This window comes from Exiguobacterium sp. TNDT2 (assembly GCF_003331145.1).
Classification (GTDB): Bacteria; Bacillota; Bacilli; order Exiguobacteriales; family Exiguobacteriaceae; genus Exiguobacterium.
The window spans coordinates 71538-87389 of the sequence record NZ_QLVE01000001.1 but is presented as its reverse complement, the minus strand read 5'-3'; the positions used below and the strand labels follow the sequence as shown (position 1 = coordinate 87389).

At 54.0% G+C, this 15852-nt stretch carries 19 protein-coding genes and 1 riboswitch; of the genes, 9 read left to right on the top strand and 10 right to left on the bottom strand.

Annotated elements, in window-relative coordinates:
* Positions 1 to 60: 60 nt before the first annotated feature.
* Positions 61 to 669, bottom strand: coding sequence for an NAD(P)-dependent oxidoreductase (locus DPV68_RS00485; protein WP_114164895.1), 609 nt, complete (start codon positions 667 to 669; stop codon positions 61 to 63).
* A 132-nt stretch (positions 670 to 801) separates the two neighbouring features.
* A riboswitch (purine riboswitch) is annotated at positions 802 to 903 on the top strand.
* A 76-nt stretch (positions 904 to 979) separates the two neighbouring features.
* On the opposite strand from DPV68_RS00485, the gene DPV68_RS00480 reads away from it, so the two are divergent.
* The 4 genes from DPV68_RS00480 to DPV68_RS00465 are packed head-to-tail and all read left to right on the top strand — an operon-like array spanning position 980 to position 3933.
* A complete protein-coding gene (locus tag DPV68_RS00480; RefSeq protein ID WP_114164894.1) occupies positions 980 to 1561 on the top strand; it encodes a xanthine phosphoribosyltransferase in 582 nt (193 codons plus the stop codon).
* A complete protein-coding gene (locus DPV68_RS00475) occupies positions 1558 to 2862 on the top strand; it encodes a nucleobase:cation symporter-2 family protein (protein WP_114164893.1) in 1305 nt (434 codons plus the stop codon). The genes DPV68_RS00480 and DPV68_RS00475 overlap by 4 nt, the downstream gene beginning before the upstream one ends.
* A gap of 34 nt (positions 2863 to 2896) precedes the next feature.
* Positions 2897 to 3544 (top strand): NAD(P)H-binding protein, encoded by a 648-nt coding sequence (locus DPV68_RS00470; RefSeq protein ID WP_114164892.1) that lies wholly within the window; start codon positions 2897 to 2899, stop codon positions 3542 to 3544.
* The gene (locus tag DPV68_RS00465) at positions 3541 to 3933 is read left to right on the top strand and encodes an RDD family protein (protein ID WP_114164891.1); all 393 of its coding nucleotides are present in this window, start codon (positions 3541 to 3543) and stop codon (positions 3931 to 3933) included. The genes DPV68_RS00470 and DPV68_RS00465 overlap by 4 nt, the downstream gene beginning before the upstream one ends.
* Before the next feature lie 19 nt (positions 3934 to 3952).
* Here the strand turns inward: DPV68_RS00465 and DPV68_RS00460 are convergent, their stop codons facing one another.
* Positions 3953 to 5218 (bottom strand): purine/pyrimidine permease, encoded by a 1266-nt coding sequence (locus tag DPV68_RS00460; protein ID WP_114164890.1) that lies wholly within the window; start codon positions 5216 to 5218, stop codon positions 3953 to 3955.
* A 75-nt stretch (positions 5219 to 5293) separates the two neighbouring features.
* Here DPV68_RS00460 and DPV68_RS00455 point away from each other — a divergent pair, with 75 nt between their 5' ends.
* Positions 5294 to 5998 (top strand): alpha/beta family hydrolase, encoded by a 705-nt coding sequence (locus DPV68_RS00455; protein ID WP_114164889.1) that lies wholly within the window; start codon positions 5294 to 5296, stop codon positions 5996 to 5998.
* A 35-nt stretch (positions 5999 to 6033) separates the two neighbouring features.
* Here the strand turns inward: DPV68_RS00455 and DPV68_RS00450 are convergent, their stop codons facing one another.
* From DPV68_RS00450 to DPV68_RS00440, 3 genes are all read right to left on the bottom strand, one after another.
* Positions 6034 to 7215 (bottom strand): MFS transporter, encoded by a 1182-nt coding sequence (locus DPV68_RS00450; RefSeq protein WP_232819437.1) that lies wholly within the window; start codon positions 7213 to 7215, stop codon positions 6034 to 6036.
* A 114-nt stretch (positions 7216 to 7329) separates the two neighbouring features.
* On the bottom strand, positions 7330 to 8121 hold the full coding sequence (locus DPV68_RS00445; RefSeq protein ID WP_114164887.1) for an endonuclease/exonuclease/phosphatase family protein: 792 nt from the start codon (positions 8119 to 8121) through the stop codon (positions 7330 to 7332).
* 53 nt (positions 8122 to 8174) lie between these two features.
* The gene (locus tag DPV68_RS00440; RefSeq protein WP_114164886.1) at positions 8175 to 9803 is read right to left on the bottom strand and encodes a PTS transporter subunit IIBC; all 1629 of its coding nucleotides are present in this window, start codon (positions 9801 to 9803) and stop codon (positions 8175 to 8177) included.
* Positions 9804 to 10024: 221 nt separating this feature from the next.
* Between DPV68_RS00440 and DPV68_RS00435 the strand changes: the two genes are divergently transcribed.
* The 3 genes from DPV68_RS00435 (at position 10025) to DPV68_RS00425 (ending at position 11891) form a co-directional block, all read left to right on the top strand.
* Positions 10025 to 10789: a TrmH family RNA methyltransferase gene (locus tag DPV68_RS00435; protein WP_114164885.1), complete on the top strand. Its 765-nt coding sequence runs from the start codon at positions 10025 to 10027 to the stop codon at positions 10787 to 10789.
* Positions 10790 to 10847: 58 nt separating this feature from the next.
* On the top strand, positions 10848 to 11303 hold the full coding sequence (locus DPV68_RS00430) for a GNAT family N-acetyltransferase (RefSeq protein ID WP_232819436.1): 456 nt from the start codon (positions 10848 to 10850) through the stop codon (positions 11301 to 11303).
* Positions 11304 to 11393: 90 nt separating this feature from the next.
* Entirely contained in the window at positions 11394 to 11891 is a 498-nt protein-coding gene (locus tag DPV68_RS00425; RefSeq protein WP_114164883.1) for a hypothetical protein, read from the top strand.
* A 187-nt stretch (positions 11892 to 12078) separates the two neighbouring features.
* Here the strand turns inward: DPV68_RS00425 and DPV68_RS00420 are convergent, their stop codons facing one another.
* Complete coding sequence (locus tag DPV68_RS00420) at positions 12079 to 12588, bottom strand: hypothetical protein (protein ID WP_058765452.1); 510 nt, start codon at positions 12586 to 12588, stop codon at positions 12079 to 12081.
* A gap of 115 nt (positions 12589 to 12703) precedes the next feature.
* Between DPV68_RS00420 and DPV68_RS00415 the strand changes: the two genes are divergently transcribed.
* Positions 12704 to 13360, top strand: a complete 657-nt coding sequence (locus DPV68_RS00415) for a TVP38/TMEM64 family protein (RefSeq protein WP_114164882.1) — start codon at positions 12704 to 12706, stop codon at positions 13358 to 13360.
* Positions 13361 to 13389: 29 nt separating this feature from the next.
* Here DPV68_RS00415 and queF read toward each other — a convergent pair whose 3' ends face one another.
* Genes queF through queC form a run of 4 tightly spaced genes read right to left on the bottom strand, consistent with a single transcriptional unit; the run spans position 13390 to position 15681 of the window.
* Positions 13390 to 13878, bottom strand: a complete 489-nt coding sequence (queF, locus tag DPV68_RS00410) for a preQ(1) synthase (protein ID WP_021068099.1) — start codon at positions 13876 to 13878, stop codon at positions 13390 to 13392.
* A gap of 11 nt (positions 13879 to 13889) precedes the next feature.
* On the bottom strand, positions 13890 to 14585 hold the full coding sequence (queE, locus tag DPV68_RS00405; protein ID WP_232819435.1) for a 7-carboxy-7-deazaguanine synthase QueE: 696 nt from the start codon (positions 14583 to 14585) through the stop codon (positions 13890 to 13892).
* On the bottom strand, positions 14585 to 15040 hold the full coding sequence (queD, locus tag DPV68_RS00400) for a 6-carboxytetrahydropterin synthase QueD (RefSeq protein ID WP_114164880.1): 456 nt from the start codon (positions 15038 to 15040) through the stop codon (positions 14585 to 14587). Before queD ends, queE begins: the two co-directional genes overlap by 1 nt.
* Positions 15037 to 15681 (bottom strand): 7-cyano-7-deazaguanine synthase QueC, encoded by a 645-nt coding sequence (gene queC / locus DPV68_RS00395; protein WP_114164879.1) that lies wholly within the window; start codon positions 15679 to 15681, stop codon positions 15037 to 15039. Before queC ends, queD begins: the two co-directional genes overlap by 4 nt.
* Positions 15682 to 15852 lie beyond the last annotated feature (171 nt).

The following is a 15852-nucleotide window of genomic DNA, read 5'->3' as shown; positions in this document are numbered from 1 at the left end:
ATTTCTTATTCGTTCCCTTCAAAGTTGACTATCCGATATTGTAGCATGGATTCAAAAAAATTAGTACGCTAGTCCGACCGATTGGCGGATAAAGAGTTGGTCTTCAACGGCGTTCAGCATGAACTGGGCGACATCAGCCCGTGAAATCTGTTTCCCGTTGTCTGGAATGCTGTCGACGGAGGTGCGATACGTTGAAGTCCGGGGACCGTCCGTCAATTGCATCGGTCGCACAATCGTGTAATCGAACGACGAGTTGCGCCATAAATCGACCGCGGCCCGGTGGTCACGGAGCGGTTTCCGAAGCATGAACGTGACGACCGTGCCGGCGATGCCTGGAATCTCTTTGTCGATTCCGGCCGACGCGAGATAGACGACCCGATTGATGGCGTTTGCTTTCAGTGCCGGGACGAGCGCATCGGTGACGCGGGCCAAGAAGTCCGAATCGCTCAAGTCGGTTCCGAGACAGCTGATGACGGCATCATGACCGGCGAGTGCGTCCGTCAGTGCGGCGCTGTCTGTGACGTCGCCTTCGATGATTTCAAGTTGCGGGGTCGGAATCAATTTTTTCTGTTCCCGTACGAAGGCGGTCACATGGTGGCCATGCTCGATGGCCTGGTCGACAAACTGATGACCGGTCCGACCGGTGGCACCTAAAACGAATAGCTTCATAATGGATGTGGCTCCTCTCGTTTTTCCAGTATCTTTAGTATACAGCAGTTTCAGAAAAATCGAACTTTTAGCCGTCTTTTCAGAAACGGGTTGCAATTTCTAAAATCTCGTCTACAATAAGCCTTATCTTATATAACTAAAAAGATTCGCACTCGTATATCCGTGAGAATATGGCTCACAAGTCTCTACCGAACCACCGTAAATGGTTCGACTACGGGTGACGCTTGTCGTGTGCATTCGTTTTGTTTCCATGCGGTTCGTCGTCCCCGGGTTGGGGTGACGAATCGCATTTTTTATTGGAAGGAAAACAATGAAGCAGTTAGAAGACAAAATCAGAGATGAAGGGCAAGCGTTGTCCGAACACGTATTGAAAGTCGATGCCTTCTTGAACCATCAAGTCGACCCTGTCTTGATGCAGGCGATCGATCGTGAGTTCGCGGATCGGTTCCGTGACGCGGGAATCGATCGTATCGTCACATTGGAATCAAGTGGGATCGCCCCGGCCATGATGACGGCGCTTGAGATGGACATCCCGTTCGTTTTCGCCCGTAAACGTAAATCACTTACGCTCCAAGACGATCTCGTCGAAGCGGACATCTACTCGTTCACGAAACAAGAGACGAATCGCATCAGTTTGAGCCGTCGCTTCGTCCAACCTGGGGAGCACGTGCTCGTCATCGACGATTTCCTCGCCAACGGGGAAGCGGCACTCGGTTTGACGCAACTCGTCGAATCGGCTGGTGCGGTCGTCGCCGGTGTCGGCATCGTCATCGAGAAGTCGTTTCAACCAGGACGGGACAAGTTGCTCGAGCGAGGCTATCAAGTCGAGTCACTCGCCCGGATTGCCAAACTTGAAGCGGGTGAGATTTCCTTCATGGAGGTAGTCCGATGAATACGTTTAAGACAGCCAGCCTTGGTTTCCAACACTTACTCGCCATGTACACGGGCGCGGCGATCGTCCCGCTCATCGTCGGCGGAGCCATCGGGCTCGGTCCGACGGAACTCGCTTACCTTGTCGCGATTGATTTGTTCATGTGCGGCGTCGCGACGCTGTTGCAAGTATGGACGACCCGTTTCACCGGCGTCGGTCTCCCGGTCGTACTCGGTTGTACGTTCACGGCGGTCGGTCCGATGATTGCCATCGGTAGCTCGAGCGGCATCACAGCTATTTACGGGGCACTCATCGCGAGCGGAATCATCGTCATCTTGATTTCAGGTTTCGTCGGGAAACTGGCCCGCTTCTTCCCGCCGGTCGTGCTCGGCTCGGTCGTGACGATTATCGGTCTCTCGCTCATCCCGGTCGCCATCAATGACATCGGCGGTGGGATGCCAGGCGAACCTGGTTTCGCTTCGATGCAAAACTTGGCACTCGCTGGTTTGACGATCGGTTTGATTCTTGTGTTGAACCGAATCGGTACCGTGTTCACGCGGGCGGCCGCGGTCTTGTTCGCGGTCTTGATCGGCACAGGTGTCGCCGCGTTCCTCGGTCTCGTCGACTTCAGCCCGGTCCGTGAGGCCGGTTGGTTCCAAATGGTGCAACCGTTCTACTTCGGGGTGCCGACGTTTGACGTCTCGGCGATCCTCGTCATGACGCTCGTGGCCATCATCTCGATGATTGAATCGACCGGTGTCTTCTTAGCATTGAGCGACATCACGAAAAAACCGATTGGCTCCAACGAGTTGACGAAAGGGTATCGGGCCGAAGGTGTGGCGACGATTCTCGGAGGGATTTTCAACAGCTTCCCGTACACGACGTTCAGTCAAAACGTCGGTCTCGTCCAATTGTCAGGCGTCAAATCGCGTCGCGTCATCTTCTGGACGAGCGGACTGTTGATTTTGCTCGGTTTCTTGCCGAAAGTCGCGACGTTCACGACATTGATCCCGAAACCGGTGCTCGGTGGGGCGATGCTCGTCATGTTCGGAACGGTCGCCGCGTCAGGGATTCGAATCTTGAGCCAAGTCGATTTCGCGAAAAATGAGAACTTGATTACAATCGCCTTGTCGATCGGTGTCGGGCTTGGCATCACGGCCAACCCGGCCATCGTCGCGAACATGCCTGAGGCGGTCCAATTGTTCACGGACAGCGCCATCGTCGCTGGATCGTTCACTGCTTTGTTGTTGAACGGGTTCTTCCGACTCGTCGACCGGTTCCGTCCGGTCGAGGTCGTTGCCGATAACCGGCAAGTCAGCTAGACTGAAAGGAACTACGGATCTAGGAGGAACAAGCATGGGGAAAACTGCACTTGTCGTTGGCGCCACCGGTTTGATTGGGCGCGAACTCGTCGAGCAGCTGCTCGAACAAGAACGATATGATCAAGTCTGGATTATCGTCCGACGTTCAAAGCGTTGGAGTCATCCAAAACTGCATGAAGTCGTCGGGTTTGAAGGAATGGACGAGGCGTTGCCGCACATCGATGACGTCTACTGTGCACTCGGGACGACGATTGCCGTCGCCGGCTCACGTCAAGCGTTCAAACATGTCGATCTCGACTTGCCGCTCGAAGTGGCACGCGTCGCGAAGCAACACGGGGCGACACGTTATGCCGTCGTCTCGGCACAAGGCGCGTCACTTCGGTCACCGTTCTTCTACAACCGCGTGAAAGGTGAGCTCGAGAACGGACTCAAAGTGTTCGGTTTCGAACACTTGATTATCGCCCGTCCGTCGCTCTTGCTTGGGGAGCGGGATGAGTTCCGTCTCGGTGAGAAAGCGGCCGAGGTTGTCAGCCGTCCGTTCCAACCGTTGTTGCTCGACAAACTCCCAGACGCCGCACCGATTCAAGCGCTCCATGTGGCGCGTGCCTTGATTATGGCCGCGGAAGAAGGACAGGGCATCGAAGTGTTGACGTCTGGTATGATGCAGAGGATGAGCCGATGAAACCATTGACGAAGAAACGGACCAAAGCCGTCTTGATTGATGGCGTCATTGCCGGATTGCTCAGTTTTGGTGTCGAACAGCTCGTCCGCAAGAAAGTGAAGAGCGAATTCGTCCATGCCGTCATCACGCCGACACTCGTCGCTTACGCGCTCGAGGCCTGTCAGATGCGCCGCGGCGGACAGACGCTCGGCTATAAGCTGATGGGACTCGAGTTGAAGAATGACGACGGGACCCCGGTCACGGCCGAGCAAGCGTTTAAACGTGCGCTTCACCGCGACACGATTTCGATTGCCGCCTACGTCAAGGACCGCGCACACTTCGAGTCCGAAGATGGTGCCGTCTTGCCGCACGATGCTGCGTTCCATATGCACGTAACCGAAAAAAACTGACCTCTCGAGGTCAGTTTTTTTAGTCTTTGATGCGGCTGAGAATGGCCGTCGTCAAAGCGACGATCGTTCCGAGGACGAGTCCGTTCGAGAATACGGTCGCCAAGAGCGGCGGCAAATCGTTCATCGCCCCAGGTGGGAGCAACATCGCCCCGGCCCCAATGACGAGCGGGAGACCGACGGTGAGCGAGGCCGTCTTTTGGTTCAATTCGAATGCCGCCTCGTTGATTCCGATGATAATCATCGTCGCGATGAGCGGGGTGACGATGGCGTATCCGACAGCGGCTGGGATGCTCGCGATCAGCGAGACGAACGGACCGACGAGGGCGAGCACCATCATGAGCGTATGAGCGACGAGGTGCGGCGTGCGATGCACACTTTCGGTCGAAGATAAGAAACCAGCCGTTCCGGAGATGGCGACTGGACCCGGTGTGCCGAACAAGCCCGCCACCATTTGACTGATCCCACTGACGACACCGGACGCCGGGACGTTCCCTTCGATTTGACGTTTCTCACGCGAGCTGACGATACGCTCAATCAATTTGATGTTAGCAAGGACGTTCGTCATGAGCAGAAGTGTAATGACGAAAGCAGTCGGGAGCAAGTTCCAGTCCCACACCCACGTTCCGAACGGGAAAAGTTCAGGCACGAGGAAGAATGACTCGGAACGGACAATCGGGTTGCCGAGTCCGAGCAAGTTGAACAACCAAAATCCGGCGATGAGCGTCATGACGAGGCCATACTGCTTGAACCGGCTGCGCTCGAGCGTGAGCGCGAATAAGACGAGACCGGCCGTCGCGACGGCTTGAACGATGTTAATGCCGTCCTCGGTCACGCCAAAGCCACCTTTAATGACCGCGCCCGACAGTTGCAGGACGAGCAGAATCATATAGACGCCGAGCACTTGTGGGGTGAACAGCGACAGCATCCGTCGCAACAGGCCGGTGATAGTCATGACCACACCGAGCACACCACTTAAGAACAACATGAAACCTAGCGCTTGCAGCGTCTCTTGTCCGCTTCCATAAAGCGCTGGACCGATGGATGCATAAAGTGTGAACACGCCCCACCAAATCCCCGCCGGTCCTTCTAAAATGGGCAGGCGGTGTCCGAGCAGTGTCTGGATGATGCTGAACAGTGCAAAGACGAACAGTGAGCGTGAGATGAACGTCATCGTCTCGGCCGGCGACAGTTCGAATAAGGCGGCAATCGAGAGCGGTGGTACAATGTTTGTAGCTAAAATAAAAATAAACCACTGAATCGTCGTGGTTACAGAATTTTTCGTCATGGTGTCCCCCTGATATTTCCCTTTTTTACTACTAGTGTACCGTGACGGGGAAGTGGATGCAAATGGAGGTATATAATGAAGAAAAAACTGAAGTGGATTGGCCTTGGCCTATTAGGAGTCATTTTGGTCGCCATCATCGGCTTCCTCGTATGGACGCAACTAACGTATGGAGCGACGGAAGAGGCGCTCGGTTACGCGGCTGAGGCGACGGCAGTGGACAATCGGCTCGAGTTCGGGCAAACGGACAGCAAGGTTGGTGTCATCCTGTATCCGGGGGCGAAAGTCGAGAAAGAGGCGTACGCTTACTATGGCACCAGACTGGCAGAGGAAGGTGTCTTCGTTGCCATCCCATCGGTGCGTTTGAATCTAGGGATAGCCGATATCGATGCAGCAGAAGATATCATCGCCGCCCACCCGGATATCGAACGTTGGGTCGTCGGGGGGCATTCACTCGGTGGCTCGGCGGCGTCCGGTTACGCGCTTGAGCATGAAGAGCAAGTCGAGGGGGTCATTTTCCTCGCCTCGTATCCGATCAGTACAATGGCGGATAGCAAACTGCGTGTCTTGTCCGTCTCTGGGGAGATCGACGGTCTGGCCACACCGGCTGATATCGAGGCGAGCCGTGACAACGTCCCGGATGACGCCGTCTTCCATCAAATCAAGGACGGCAACCATGCCAACTTTGGGATGTACGGGCCGCAGAACGGGGATAATGACAGCCCGCTCAGCACCAAAGAGCAACTCGACGAGATAATCGACCAAATTATCGATTGGCTCTAAAAAACAGCGTGCCCACATCAATGGGGCACGCTGTTTTAACGTTGATCGAGCTGATGGCTGACCGCGGTCAGCAAGGCTGTCACGAGCGCGACGGTACCGCCGACGAGGGCGAGCGTCATGACGGGTGCGTTGGCGTAGACAAGACCACCGAGCGCCGAGCCCATTCCGATTCCGACGTTGCTCGCGACCGGCATGAGCGATGAGGCTAGGCCTTTGGCATCCGGATTGAACTTCTCGGCCAAGTCGATCAAATAGATTTGCGTCGATGTCGTCAGCAGAATTGCCATGAACGACATGAGCGCAATATTGATGAGACCGAGCGTCATGTTCGACGTCGTCACATACAAGGCCGCCAAGACGAGCGCTTGGACGAGAAAGACGAACCGGAGCCGTCCGATCGGATTATGGCTGGCGATTTTCCCGGCCGCCATGTTGCTGAAGATGGAGATGAACCCGTAAGCGAATAGGATCGGGCTGACCCAAGCGACAGGGACGCCGAGCACATCTTTCAAAATCGGGACGAGGTACGTATAGACGACGTACGTCGCGCCGAAGCCGAACGCCGGGATGAAGAACGCGATTAAAATCCGCGGGTTCGTCAATAGGCGCAACTGATCGGCAATCGACGTCTTGACGCTCGTCAAGTGACTCGGCACGACGCGGTAGACGGCGAAGAAAGCGATGACACCTAAGGCGGTCGTCAACAGGAATGTCGTTTCCCACCCTGCGCGTTGACCGATGAATGTACCGAGCGGGACGCCAAATACGTTCGCCATCGTGAAACCGCCGAAGATGAATGAGACAGCGATGCCGCGCTTCCCGGTCGGCACCGATTCACTGGCGACGAGCATGGCGAGCGAGATGAGCACGCCGGTCACGACAGCGGTCATCATCCGGAGCGCGAGCAATATTCCGTACGTCGGGGCGAGACTGCTGAACAAATTGAAGACGATGAACGCAGCGGTGAGCGTGAGCATCAGTTTTCGTTTCGGCAAATGGCTCGTCAACGACATCGTCAGCGGGGTGCCGATGGCGAACGTGATGGCGAACGCCGATACGAGCGTTCCGGCCGTGGCAATCGAAATCGACAGACCGTCGGCGATATCGGGCAAAATGCCGACGATGACAAATTCACTCGTCCCGAGCACGAACGTGAGCAAGGCGAGTGATAAAATAAGCGTCCAGTCGGTCCGACTGAGCGATGGGGTAGTCCTCAAAATAAAATCACTTCTTTCGTTCAAGGTTGTTAGACATCAGTCGTTTCCAACCATACCGAATTTTCGCCAAAAGCAAAACCCTTTTCTCTCACATTGTGAAAGAAAAGGGCTAAATTAGCGCCAGAACGCCGTCGCCTCGACACCCGCATGATCCGAGACGATCGGACCGTTCTCACCGTCAAAGACGACGGCGTGGCGTGAGACGTGAATCGGGGCGTTCGTCAGCATCAAGTCGATGCGAAGCGCCTGCTTGTTCTCGTCCCAACCGGCAATCTTACCTTGAACGGTCGCATCGCCTTCACGCTCGGTCGCCAAGTGGAACAAGTCTTGGAGACCGTGCTCGATCAAATAGTCGTAACCTTCCCCGCGGATGAACGCATCGTTGTTGAAGTCACCGAGCAACAAGGCGCGGTCGTCTTCCTCGACGCGGCGCAACAGTTCATCGAGCTGATGGCGGACCGGTTCGTCGGCATCATGCCACCAGCCGAGGTGACAAGAGTAAATCGCCGTCGGCGCATCCATGCCATCCACGACCGCCTTGACGATTTTTCGAGACTTATAATTGTTCGGGTCGGTCGTTTGGGAGACGAAGAACGACTCGGTCGACATGAACGGGGTGCGCGACAAAATTGCGACGCCTTCCTCGTAGATGTCATAGCCGTAATGGGCGAAGTCCCACGTCATGTAATAATCGACGCCTTGCTCTTTCAAACGCTCGACGAGCACATGGGCGAAGTTGTTCTCTCGAATCAAACCGTCGATGAGCGGGGCTTCTTTATGTTGATTCACTTCTTGGAGTGCGATGATGTCGTATTCCTCGCTCGCGATCCGTTCGACGATCGAGTCGATTTTCTCTTGTTGGCGGTCCTCTAACCAGGCGTGACAGTTCAGCGTTAAAATATTCACGATAGTCCTCCTTTAGAAAAAAACAGGCCAACTCGTACGAGCTGGCCTGTTGATTATGCACCGATGACGTCTTGAATATCTGACTTCAATACGTCGGCTTTCGGGCCGTAGATTGCTTGGACACCGCGGTCTTTCAAGATGAGACCCATGGCGCCGTTCTTTTTCCATTCGCTCTCTTCTGAGACGAGCGACATGTCTTTGACTGTGACACGGAGACGCGTCATGCAGGCATCGACGTCCTCGATGTTCTCTTTCCCACCGAGTAGAGCGATAATCCCCATGACTTGCTCGTTGCCGGTCACGGTCGACTTCTCTGTTGTTTCTTCCATGTAGTTCCCGTTACGGCCAGGCGTCGGCAAGTTCATCTTCTTGATGAAGAAGTTGAACACACCGAAGTTCAAGAAGAAGAAAGCGGCCGAGACGAGGAAGAAGTTAATCAAGTCTTGCAAGAGTCCCGCTTTGACGATCATCGGGATCCGTGTAAGCAATTCAATCGCACCGAACGCGTGAACACGTAGGTCGATCACATCGGCTAAAGCGAAGGCGGCACCGGCCATGAGCGCGTAGACGACGTAAAGGACTGGCGCGACGAACATGAACATGAACTCGATTGGTTCTGTGACACCTGTCAAGAAGACGGCAAGACCAGCCGACAAGAACATCGGTTTGTATTGCGCTTTCTTGTCTTCGTCGACGTTGCGGTACATCGCGTAAGCGGCACCGATCAAGGCGGCGAATGACAAGATAACTTGGCCGACTTTGAAACGGGCCGGTACGACGTCAGCAAGCAATGCATTGTAAGCAGCCGTATCACCAGCGGCACGAAGGTTAACGAGGTCCGTTACCCAAGCCAACCAGAGCGGATCTTGACCCGCAACGACCGAACCGGCTGTCGCCCCTGTCAAAATCGTGTACGTGCCACCGAGCTCCGTGTAGTTCATCGGCACAGTGAGCATGTGGTGAAGGCCGAACGGCAAGAGAAGGCGCTCGAGCGCACCGTAAATGAATGGCGCGAGAACGGGTGCCGTGTCGCGTGACGTGGCAATCCATTCACCGAAGCTGTTGAGCGCACCTTGAATCGTCGGCCAAATGATTGACAAGGCAATCGCGGCAACGACCGAACCGAGGATGACGACGAATGGGACGAAGCGCTTCCCGTTGAAGAACGAGAGGGCGTTCGGCAATTTGTTAAAGTTATAGAAACGGTTGTAGAGCGCACCACCAAGGAAACCGGCGATAATGCCGACGAACACGCCCATGTTAAGGGCAGGTGAACCGAGTACAGATGTGAAGTAGTCAGCGACGACGAGGTCAGCTCCAAAGAGTGACTGGACTGTCGCTTTCGGGTCTTGGAGCATCGCCCCGTTGACGCCGAAGATGGCGCCTGTGACACGGTTGATTAAAATGAAGGCGATGAGTGCAGCGAAGGCACCGCCGGCTTTGTCTTTCGCCCACGAGCCACCGATGGCGACTGCGAACAAAATGTGTAAGTTGACGATGATTCCCCAACCGAGGTCTTCGATAATACGAGCCGTCGTGAGCAAGATGCTGACGTCTCCGGCGGACATGCCAATCAATTTACCGATCGAGATCATGAGACCTGCAGCTGGCATGACGGCGATGACGACCATTAAGGCCTTACCGAGTTTTTGCCAAAAATCAAACGAGATGAGTTGTTTCATTCTATACGCTTCCTTCCTGTACGGAACTTTTTATCTGTCTGTGGCGACTGTTAATGCAATCGCTTGCATTAATGATTGTAATCGATTGCATAACTTTGTGCAACCGGTTTCCTAATTTTCATTTATTTTCATAATCGAAACAGATTCGACTCGCTTTGCCCCTAGCTTGTCAGTCGAAGCGAATCTCGCTACAATACTAGAGGTTGAAAGGGGCGAGAACGATGGGATGGAGACAGACGACATCGGCATTATCAAAAGAAGAGCAAGCGGCATTACTCGATGAATTGTTGCAGTCGGGCCTGTTATTAGAAGAGGATCGACTGCTGTATAGCATGTTGATGCCCGACCGCGTCAAGCGTATGCAGGAAGTGTTGGAGTTACGGACGAACCATATCACGATTTTGACGGAAGGGGTCGATGACCCGCACAATCAGTCGGCCGTGCTCCGTTCGGCGGACGCGTTCGGTGTCCAGACGTTGCACGTCGTCGAGGGACGGGCCAAGTTCAAGCCGAACTCGATTATCGCCAAAAGCGCCGATCGCTGGGTCGACGTGGTCGAACATCCTTCGATCGAGGACGCGATCGATCGGTTGAAGGCGGACGGTTACCAAGTGCTCGCGACGGCACTCAGTGAAGAGGCGGTCCCACTTGAGGACATCGATGTGTCAAAACCGACCGTGCTCCTATTCGGAAATGAACATCATGGGGTATCGGAACGGGCGCTCGCCAAGGCGGACGGGAATTATTTGATTCCGATGCAAGGATACGTCCAAAGTTTGAACATCTCTGTCGCTGCCGCCATCTCGTTGTACGATGTGACGACGCGGGCGCGCCATGTCGTGACGGACGGATATGGACTGAAGGTGGAAGACAAGCAGCGCATCTTAAAAAATTGGATGGTAAAGAGCCTTCCGAAGCGGTCGCTCGGTGTGTATAAGCAAAAAGGTTTGACCGCTTTTGCGCGTGAGACAGGAAAAACGGAGTAAACGGCGAAAGGTACAGGCGTACGAACAACTTGTCCATATACTGAAAGGGGATGGAAAGATGAGTACGACCAGTTCATTTATCGTGAAAGATGTGACGACGAATTTCAAAGACTACGAAGAGGAATTCTTTAACCTGTACCGCACGCTTTACGGGGACATCGATCAACTGCGTTTTAAAGAACGGCTGTATCGTCATGCGAATCCGCTCGTGTTGCTCGCATTTTCAGATGAGCGCCTGGTCGGCTTCAAAATCGGTTATGAGGCCGAGCCATACCGCTTTTACAGCTGGGCCGGCGGCGTCCACCCCGAGTTTCAAAAGCATGGTATCGGCCGCAAGCTGATGGACACGCAACTTGAGTGGGTGAAAGCGCAAGGGTTCCATTCGATTCGAACGAAAGCCCGTAACACGAACAAAGGGGTCATCATCTTGAATCTGTTGTGTGGCTACGACATTATGGGGGCGTATACAGAGGATCACGAGCCTCGCATCATGATGGAGAAACAATTGAACTGACCGCTGAGCCGTGGCACATGCCACGGTTTTTTTGTGTAGATGAAACCAAATGGAGTCACGTCCGTATGATAGAAAAAAGGGGGAGACATCATGGTCCATGCGTTTGCGTTTGGGGAAGAAGTCTATATCGAGTCGACGGGGATGGGGGATTCGTTTTTCGAAGGGATGTTCAGTATCTTTCCAATCTTTATTATTGGCATCATCACGTTAATTGTATTCGCCGTGATGGCGGGCATCCGCAATCAAGTGAAGACGAACAGCCTGTTGAAAGACATGCAACGGTTCGCGTCAGACTTGGCCGACCATCCGAGTGACGAGTCGGCGAACCGGCTCGCTGACTACTTGCGGGACGTCACGTCGTTCCCGGTCGAACGGACACAGATGGAACCGTTCCGGGTCGCACTCGGCAGTTACCATTTGGTCATGGAGTCGCCGCACGTACACGACGAGACGAAAGAGCGGATTGACCGCCAATATAAACGGCTCGGCATTTTGGACGGGGAGAAGTTCGCCGACGAGCCGGCACCGCGCCGCCGTTCAAGCTCGCATCATCACAATCATCATGACCATCATAATCACCACATGTGAAAAACGCGCCAGGGAATGTTCCCCGGCGCGTTTTCGGCGCACTTGAATCGTATCTGGTTAGGAACGAGTGACAAGTAAAGGTGTCATCGGTCATCGGTAATTGGTTGGTCCATGGCCGTATGCTCATCCTAGACGTAGGAAAAAGTGGTGGCGCCAATCCTTGACCCGGAGTCTCCCCGGGCCAAGGTCACATGTAACGACTCGGGTCAAAGTCAATCTCCGTTCGATAGTTGGCCGCGTTGATGGCGTTTGAGATGCGGTTCGCCCGCTTCTCGACGTCAATCGCTTTCAAGCGATATAGCTCCGGATCGTAGAGTGCATGCTTGATGACGGCAGTCCCTTCACCAAAACCGTATTGAAACTCGCGCTTCGGACGCTCGGATAGTTCTTGATACATGCGGGCCTGAGCACGTAGTTGAATCGCGAACTCAATGGCCTCGACGAGCGGGAGTGGCCCGTCGTGCGTCTCGATTACCGTCTTCAAGTTCGCCTCATAAACGAGACGATCGAGACAACGCATATCTCGACGAATCGACTCGAGTTCGACTTCGATGTCCTCGAGTGAGCGGGACTGGATCGTTGGGAGCGGTTCATCTTTCTCGAGTTCAATGAATGCGACGCGTTCGACTTCTTCTAACAATTTATCAATCTGCTTATGGAGCAGGCTCTTCAATTTGATGGCATCGGCCAAATACATAGGGATTCCTCCTTCTGCTTTTTCTAACCGTACCATACTGTGATTCCTAAAAAAAGGAAGGCGTTACTTTTTCGAGGTGAGGCGATATGATGGAAGGAAGAGAGGAGGTCGACCGATGAACAAGTGGAAAGCGCAGTGGGTCATTGCCATCGTCTTGCTCATTTTTGGTACCGCGACATTCCTTTATCAGTGGATCGACTTGCGGCCGGGTGAGATTCGCGATTATATCGTTCAATTCGGTTGGCTCGCCCCGCTCGTATACATTTTACTGTTCACCTTGCGCCCGTTGATTCTATTTCCGACGTCAGTCTTGTCCGTCGCCGGTGGGCTGGCGTTCGGGACGTTGCCTGGTGTCGTCTATACGGTCATCGGAGCCACGCTCAGCGCGCTCGTCGCCTACTATATCGCAATTCGCTTCGGTAATCGTTTTCTCCATCATTTCGAGACGAGTAACTATGAGAAGTTACAGCATAAAATTGAAGAGGACGGGTTCTTCTACGTGTTGATTTTACGCTTGATTCCGCTCGTGAACTTTGATTTGGTCAGCTACGCCTCAGGGCTCGCAAAAGTGAGACTTCCGGGTTATGTCTTCGCGACCACGATCGGGATGATTCCGGGTGCATTCGCCAACAACTTCCTCGGCAGCAGCATCGCGAGCGGAGATTTTAAGCTAATCATCCTTGCCCTCATCGTTTTGGTCGTCCTTACGCTCGTCGCGACGGTGTTCCGGGAACCGATCAAACGACAAATCAATCGCTATAAAAAGAAGTAGGCGCTCCCGTTGAGCGCCTACTTTTTGATTTAACGGTTGTCGACCGTCTCAGGGTATAAATCGTGGTTGAACAAACGATGTTCCGCCATTCTTTCATATTTCGTGCCCGGCTTACCGTAGTTGTAGTACGGGTCGATCGAGATGCCGCCGCGTGGCGTGAACTTGCCCCACACTTCGAGATAGCGTGGCTCCATCAACTTGACGAGGTCTTTCCCGATGACGTTGATGCAGTTTTCATGGAAGTCTCCGTGGTTGCGGAAGCTAAACAAGTACAGCTTGAGCGATTTCGACTCGACGAGCTTCTCGTCCGGGATGTATGAGATGTAAATCGTCGCGAAGTCCGGTTGGTTCGTGATCGGGCAGAGCGACGTGAACTCCGGTGCGTTGAACTTCACGAAGTAGTCGTTCTCCGGGTGACGGTTCGGGAACGCCTCGAGGACGTCCGGTGCGTATTCAAAAATGTAGGGGACGCTCTTCTGTCCGAGGAGCGATAAGTCTTGTAAGTCTTCTGGTCTCATAGGTATTCTCCTTAGACGCCACGTTCGTTGGCGTACAGTAATGTGTGCAGTTGCGGCAGGACACGTACGCTTTGCCATGACGGGTCACGAGCGACGTCTTCCCACAGTTCTTTCAAACGACGAAGCTGGGCGTCGGTGATGTCACCGTCCGTACCGGGCTCAGGATTGCCGGCCGATAAGTACATAACGTCCGGAGCATAACGAGCTTGGACCGATTTCGCATAGGCGAGGTCGATCTCGTCGAAGACGGCGACTTTGAACGTCATCTGTTCGGGGCGTAGCCGTTCGACGATGGCGTCGAGTTTCTCCCAGTCGGTCGTCATGCCGGAAGACGGTGGTTTCGGGCTGAGTGTCACGTCGTCGATGTCAGCGAGCCAGTCTTGATAGCGACTGCCTTGTGTCTCGACGGCGAGCTTGACGTTACGTGCCTTCAGTTTCGTCACCAAATCTTTCATCGCGGCGATGAGGAGCGGGTTGCCTCCTGAGATGGTGACGTAGTCGTACATACCGAGCGCGTCGAGCCGTTCGATCACCTCGTCGGCTGTCAGCATGTCGGGTTTCTCCGAGCCGTCCCAAGTGAAGGCGGAGTCACACCACGAACAGCGATAATCGCAACCAGCGGTCCGGACGAACATCGTCTTTTGTCCGATGGCGCGGCCTTCTCCTTGAAACGTCGGGCCGAACACTTCGAGGACAGGGATTTTCATCAGTCCACCAACCATTCGCGGCGAAACTCGGCGTATGATGTCGGTGTCTCGTACAGTTTGACGAATTCGACGCGGACGTCGCGCTCGTCAGGCAAATGCTTGGCGAGCTGCTCGAAAATCCAGTAGCACATGTTTTCGGCAGTGGTGTTCATATAAGGTAACGACTCATTCAAATAACGATGGTCGAAGTATGGTTCGAGTTCTTCTTTAAAGATGGCTTTTAGGTCGCCAAAGTCGAGCGTCATGCCACGGTTGTCTAAAAATCCGCTGATGCCCATCTGTAGTTTATACGTATGTCCGTGTAGCGCGCGGCATTTACCGTCGTAATCGAACAAATGGTGGGCGGCGTCGAACGTCACTTCTTTGACGATTTGGACGCGGTGCGGACAGTAGATGAGCGAGCCGTCTTGTTTGGCTTCGACACTCGTCGGGGCGAGGAATGGGGCGTGTTTCATACGCGCACCTCCTCATAAGCGACGAGGCCGTTTTGACGGAGTACGCACGCCGGGCATTCGCCACAACCTGATCCAAGGATGCCGTTATAGCACGTGAGCGTCCGTTCTTTGACGTAATCGAACGCACCGAGACGGTCCGCGAGTTCCCACGTCTGCTTTTTATCGAGCCACATAAGCGGCGTGTCGATGACGAACGGATAGTCCATCGCCAAGTTGAGCGTCACGTTCAAGGACTTGACGAATTGGTCCCGGCAATCCGGGTAACCGGAGAAGTCGGTCTCACATACGCCGGTGACGATGTGATGCATCCCGAGCTGTTTGGCCATAACGGCCGCAAAGGATAAGAATAAGTGATTGCGTCCATCGACGAACGTGTTTGGGACGTCCGCATTGTCGATATCGAGATCATGTCTCGTGAGCGCATTAGAGGTGAGTTGTCCAAGTAAGGACAAGTCGAGGATGTGGTGCGGGACATCGAGTTCAGCCGCGATTTCTTTTGCGACCTCGATTTCCGCGTCATGGCGCTGCCCGTAGGCGAACGTCACCGCTTCCACATGAGAGAATTGTTGTTTTGCCCAAAATAGGCAGGTGGTTGAATCTTGACCGCCGCTAAAGACGACCAATGCTTTTTCGTGTTGCAACGTGCACACTTCCTTTTTCGCTAGTTTTGATGTCGGAGGAGGTTACGAACTCCGGAGGTCACCCTCGAGCGTTTACTTTACCATAAAAAGACGTTTGACAGGGAAAAGAGAAGCAGGTATAGTAAAGAACATCACTGAAGCACTTTCGTGCATAAAAGCGTTTAAGCGGTT

Coding starts and splice junctions, on each gene's coding strand:
- DPV68_RS00485 (WP_114164895.1), bottom strand. CDS start 669: ATGAAGCTATTCGTTTTAGGTGCCACCGGTCGGACCGGTCATCAGTTT.
- DPV68_RS00480 (WP_114164894.1), top strand. CDS start 980: ATGAAGCAGTTAGAAGACAAAATCAGAGATGAAGGGCAAGCGTTGTCC.
- DPV68_RS00475 (WP_114164893.1), top strand. CDS start 1,558: ATGAATACGTTTAAGACAGCCAGCCTTGGTTTCCAACACTTACTCGCC.
- DPV68_RS00470 (WP_114164892.1), top strand. CDS start 2,897: ATGGGGAAAACTGCACTTGTCGTTGGCGCCACCGGTTTGATTGGGCGC.
- DPV68_RS00465 (WP_114164891.1), top strand. CDS start 3,541: ATGAAACCATTGACGAAGAAACGGACCAAAGCCGTCTTGATTGATGGC.
- DPV68_RS00460 (WP_114164890.1), bottom strand. CDS start 5,218: ATGACGAAAAATTCTGTAACCACGACGATTCAGTGGTTTATTTTTATT.
- DPV68_RS00455 (WP_114164889.1), top strand. CDS start 5,294: ATGAAGAAAAAACTGAAGTGGATTGGCCTTGGCCTATTAGGAGTCATT.
- DPV68_RS00440 (WP_114164886.1), bottom strand. CDS start 9,803: ATGAAACAACTCATCTCGTTTGATTTTTGGCAAAAACTCGGTAAGGCC.
- DPV68_RS00435 (WP_114164885.1), top strand. CDS start 10,025: ATGGGATGGAGACAGACGACATCGGCATTATCAAAAGAAGAGCAAGCG.
- DPV68_RS00430 (WP_232819436.1), top strand. CDS start 10,848: ATGAGTACGACCAGTTCATTTATCGTGAAAGATGTGACGACGAATTTC.
- DPV68_RS00425 (WP_114164883.1), top strand. CDS start 11,394: ATGGTCCATGCGTTTGCGTTTGGGGAAGAAGTCTATATCGAGTCGACG.
- DPV68_RS00420 (WP_058765452.1), bottom strand. CDS start 12,588: ATGTATTTGGCCGATGCCATCAAATTGAAGAGCCTGCTCCATAAGCAG.
- DPV68_RS00415 (WP_114164882.1), top strand. CDS start 12,704: ATGAACAAGTGGAAAGCGCAGTGGGTCATTGCCATCGTCTTGCTCATT.
- queF (WP_021068099.1), bottom strand. CDS start 13,878: ATGAGACCAGAAGACTTACAAGACTTATCGCTCCTCGGACAGAAGAGC.
- queE (WP_232819435.1), bottom strand. CDS start 14,585: ATGAAAATCCCTGTCCTCGAAGTGTTCGGCCCGACGTTTCAAGGAGAA.
- queD (WP_114164880.1), bottom strand. CDS start 15,040: ATGAAACACGCCCCATTCCTCGCCCCGACGAGTGTCGAAGCCAAACAA.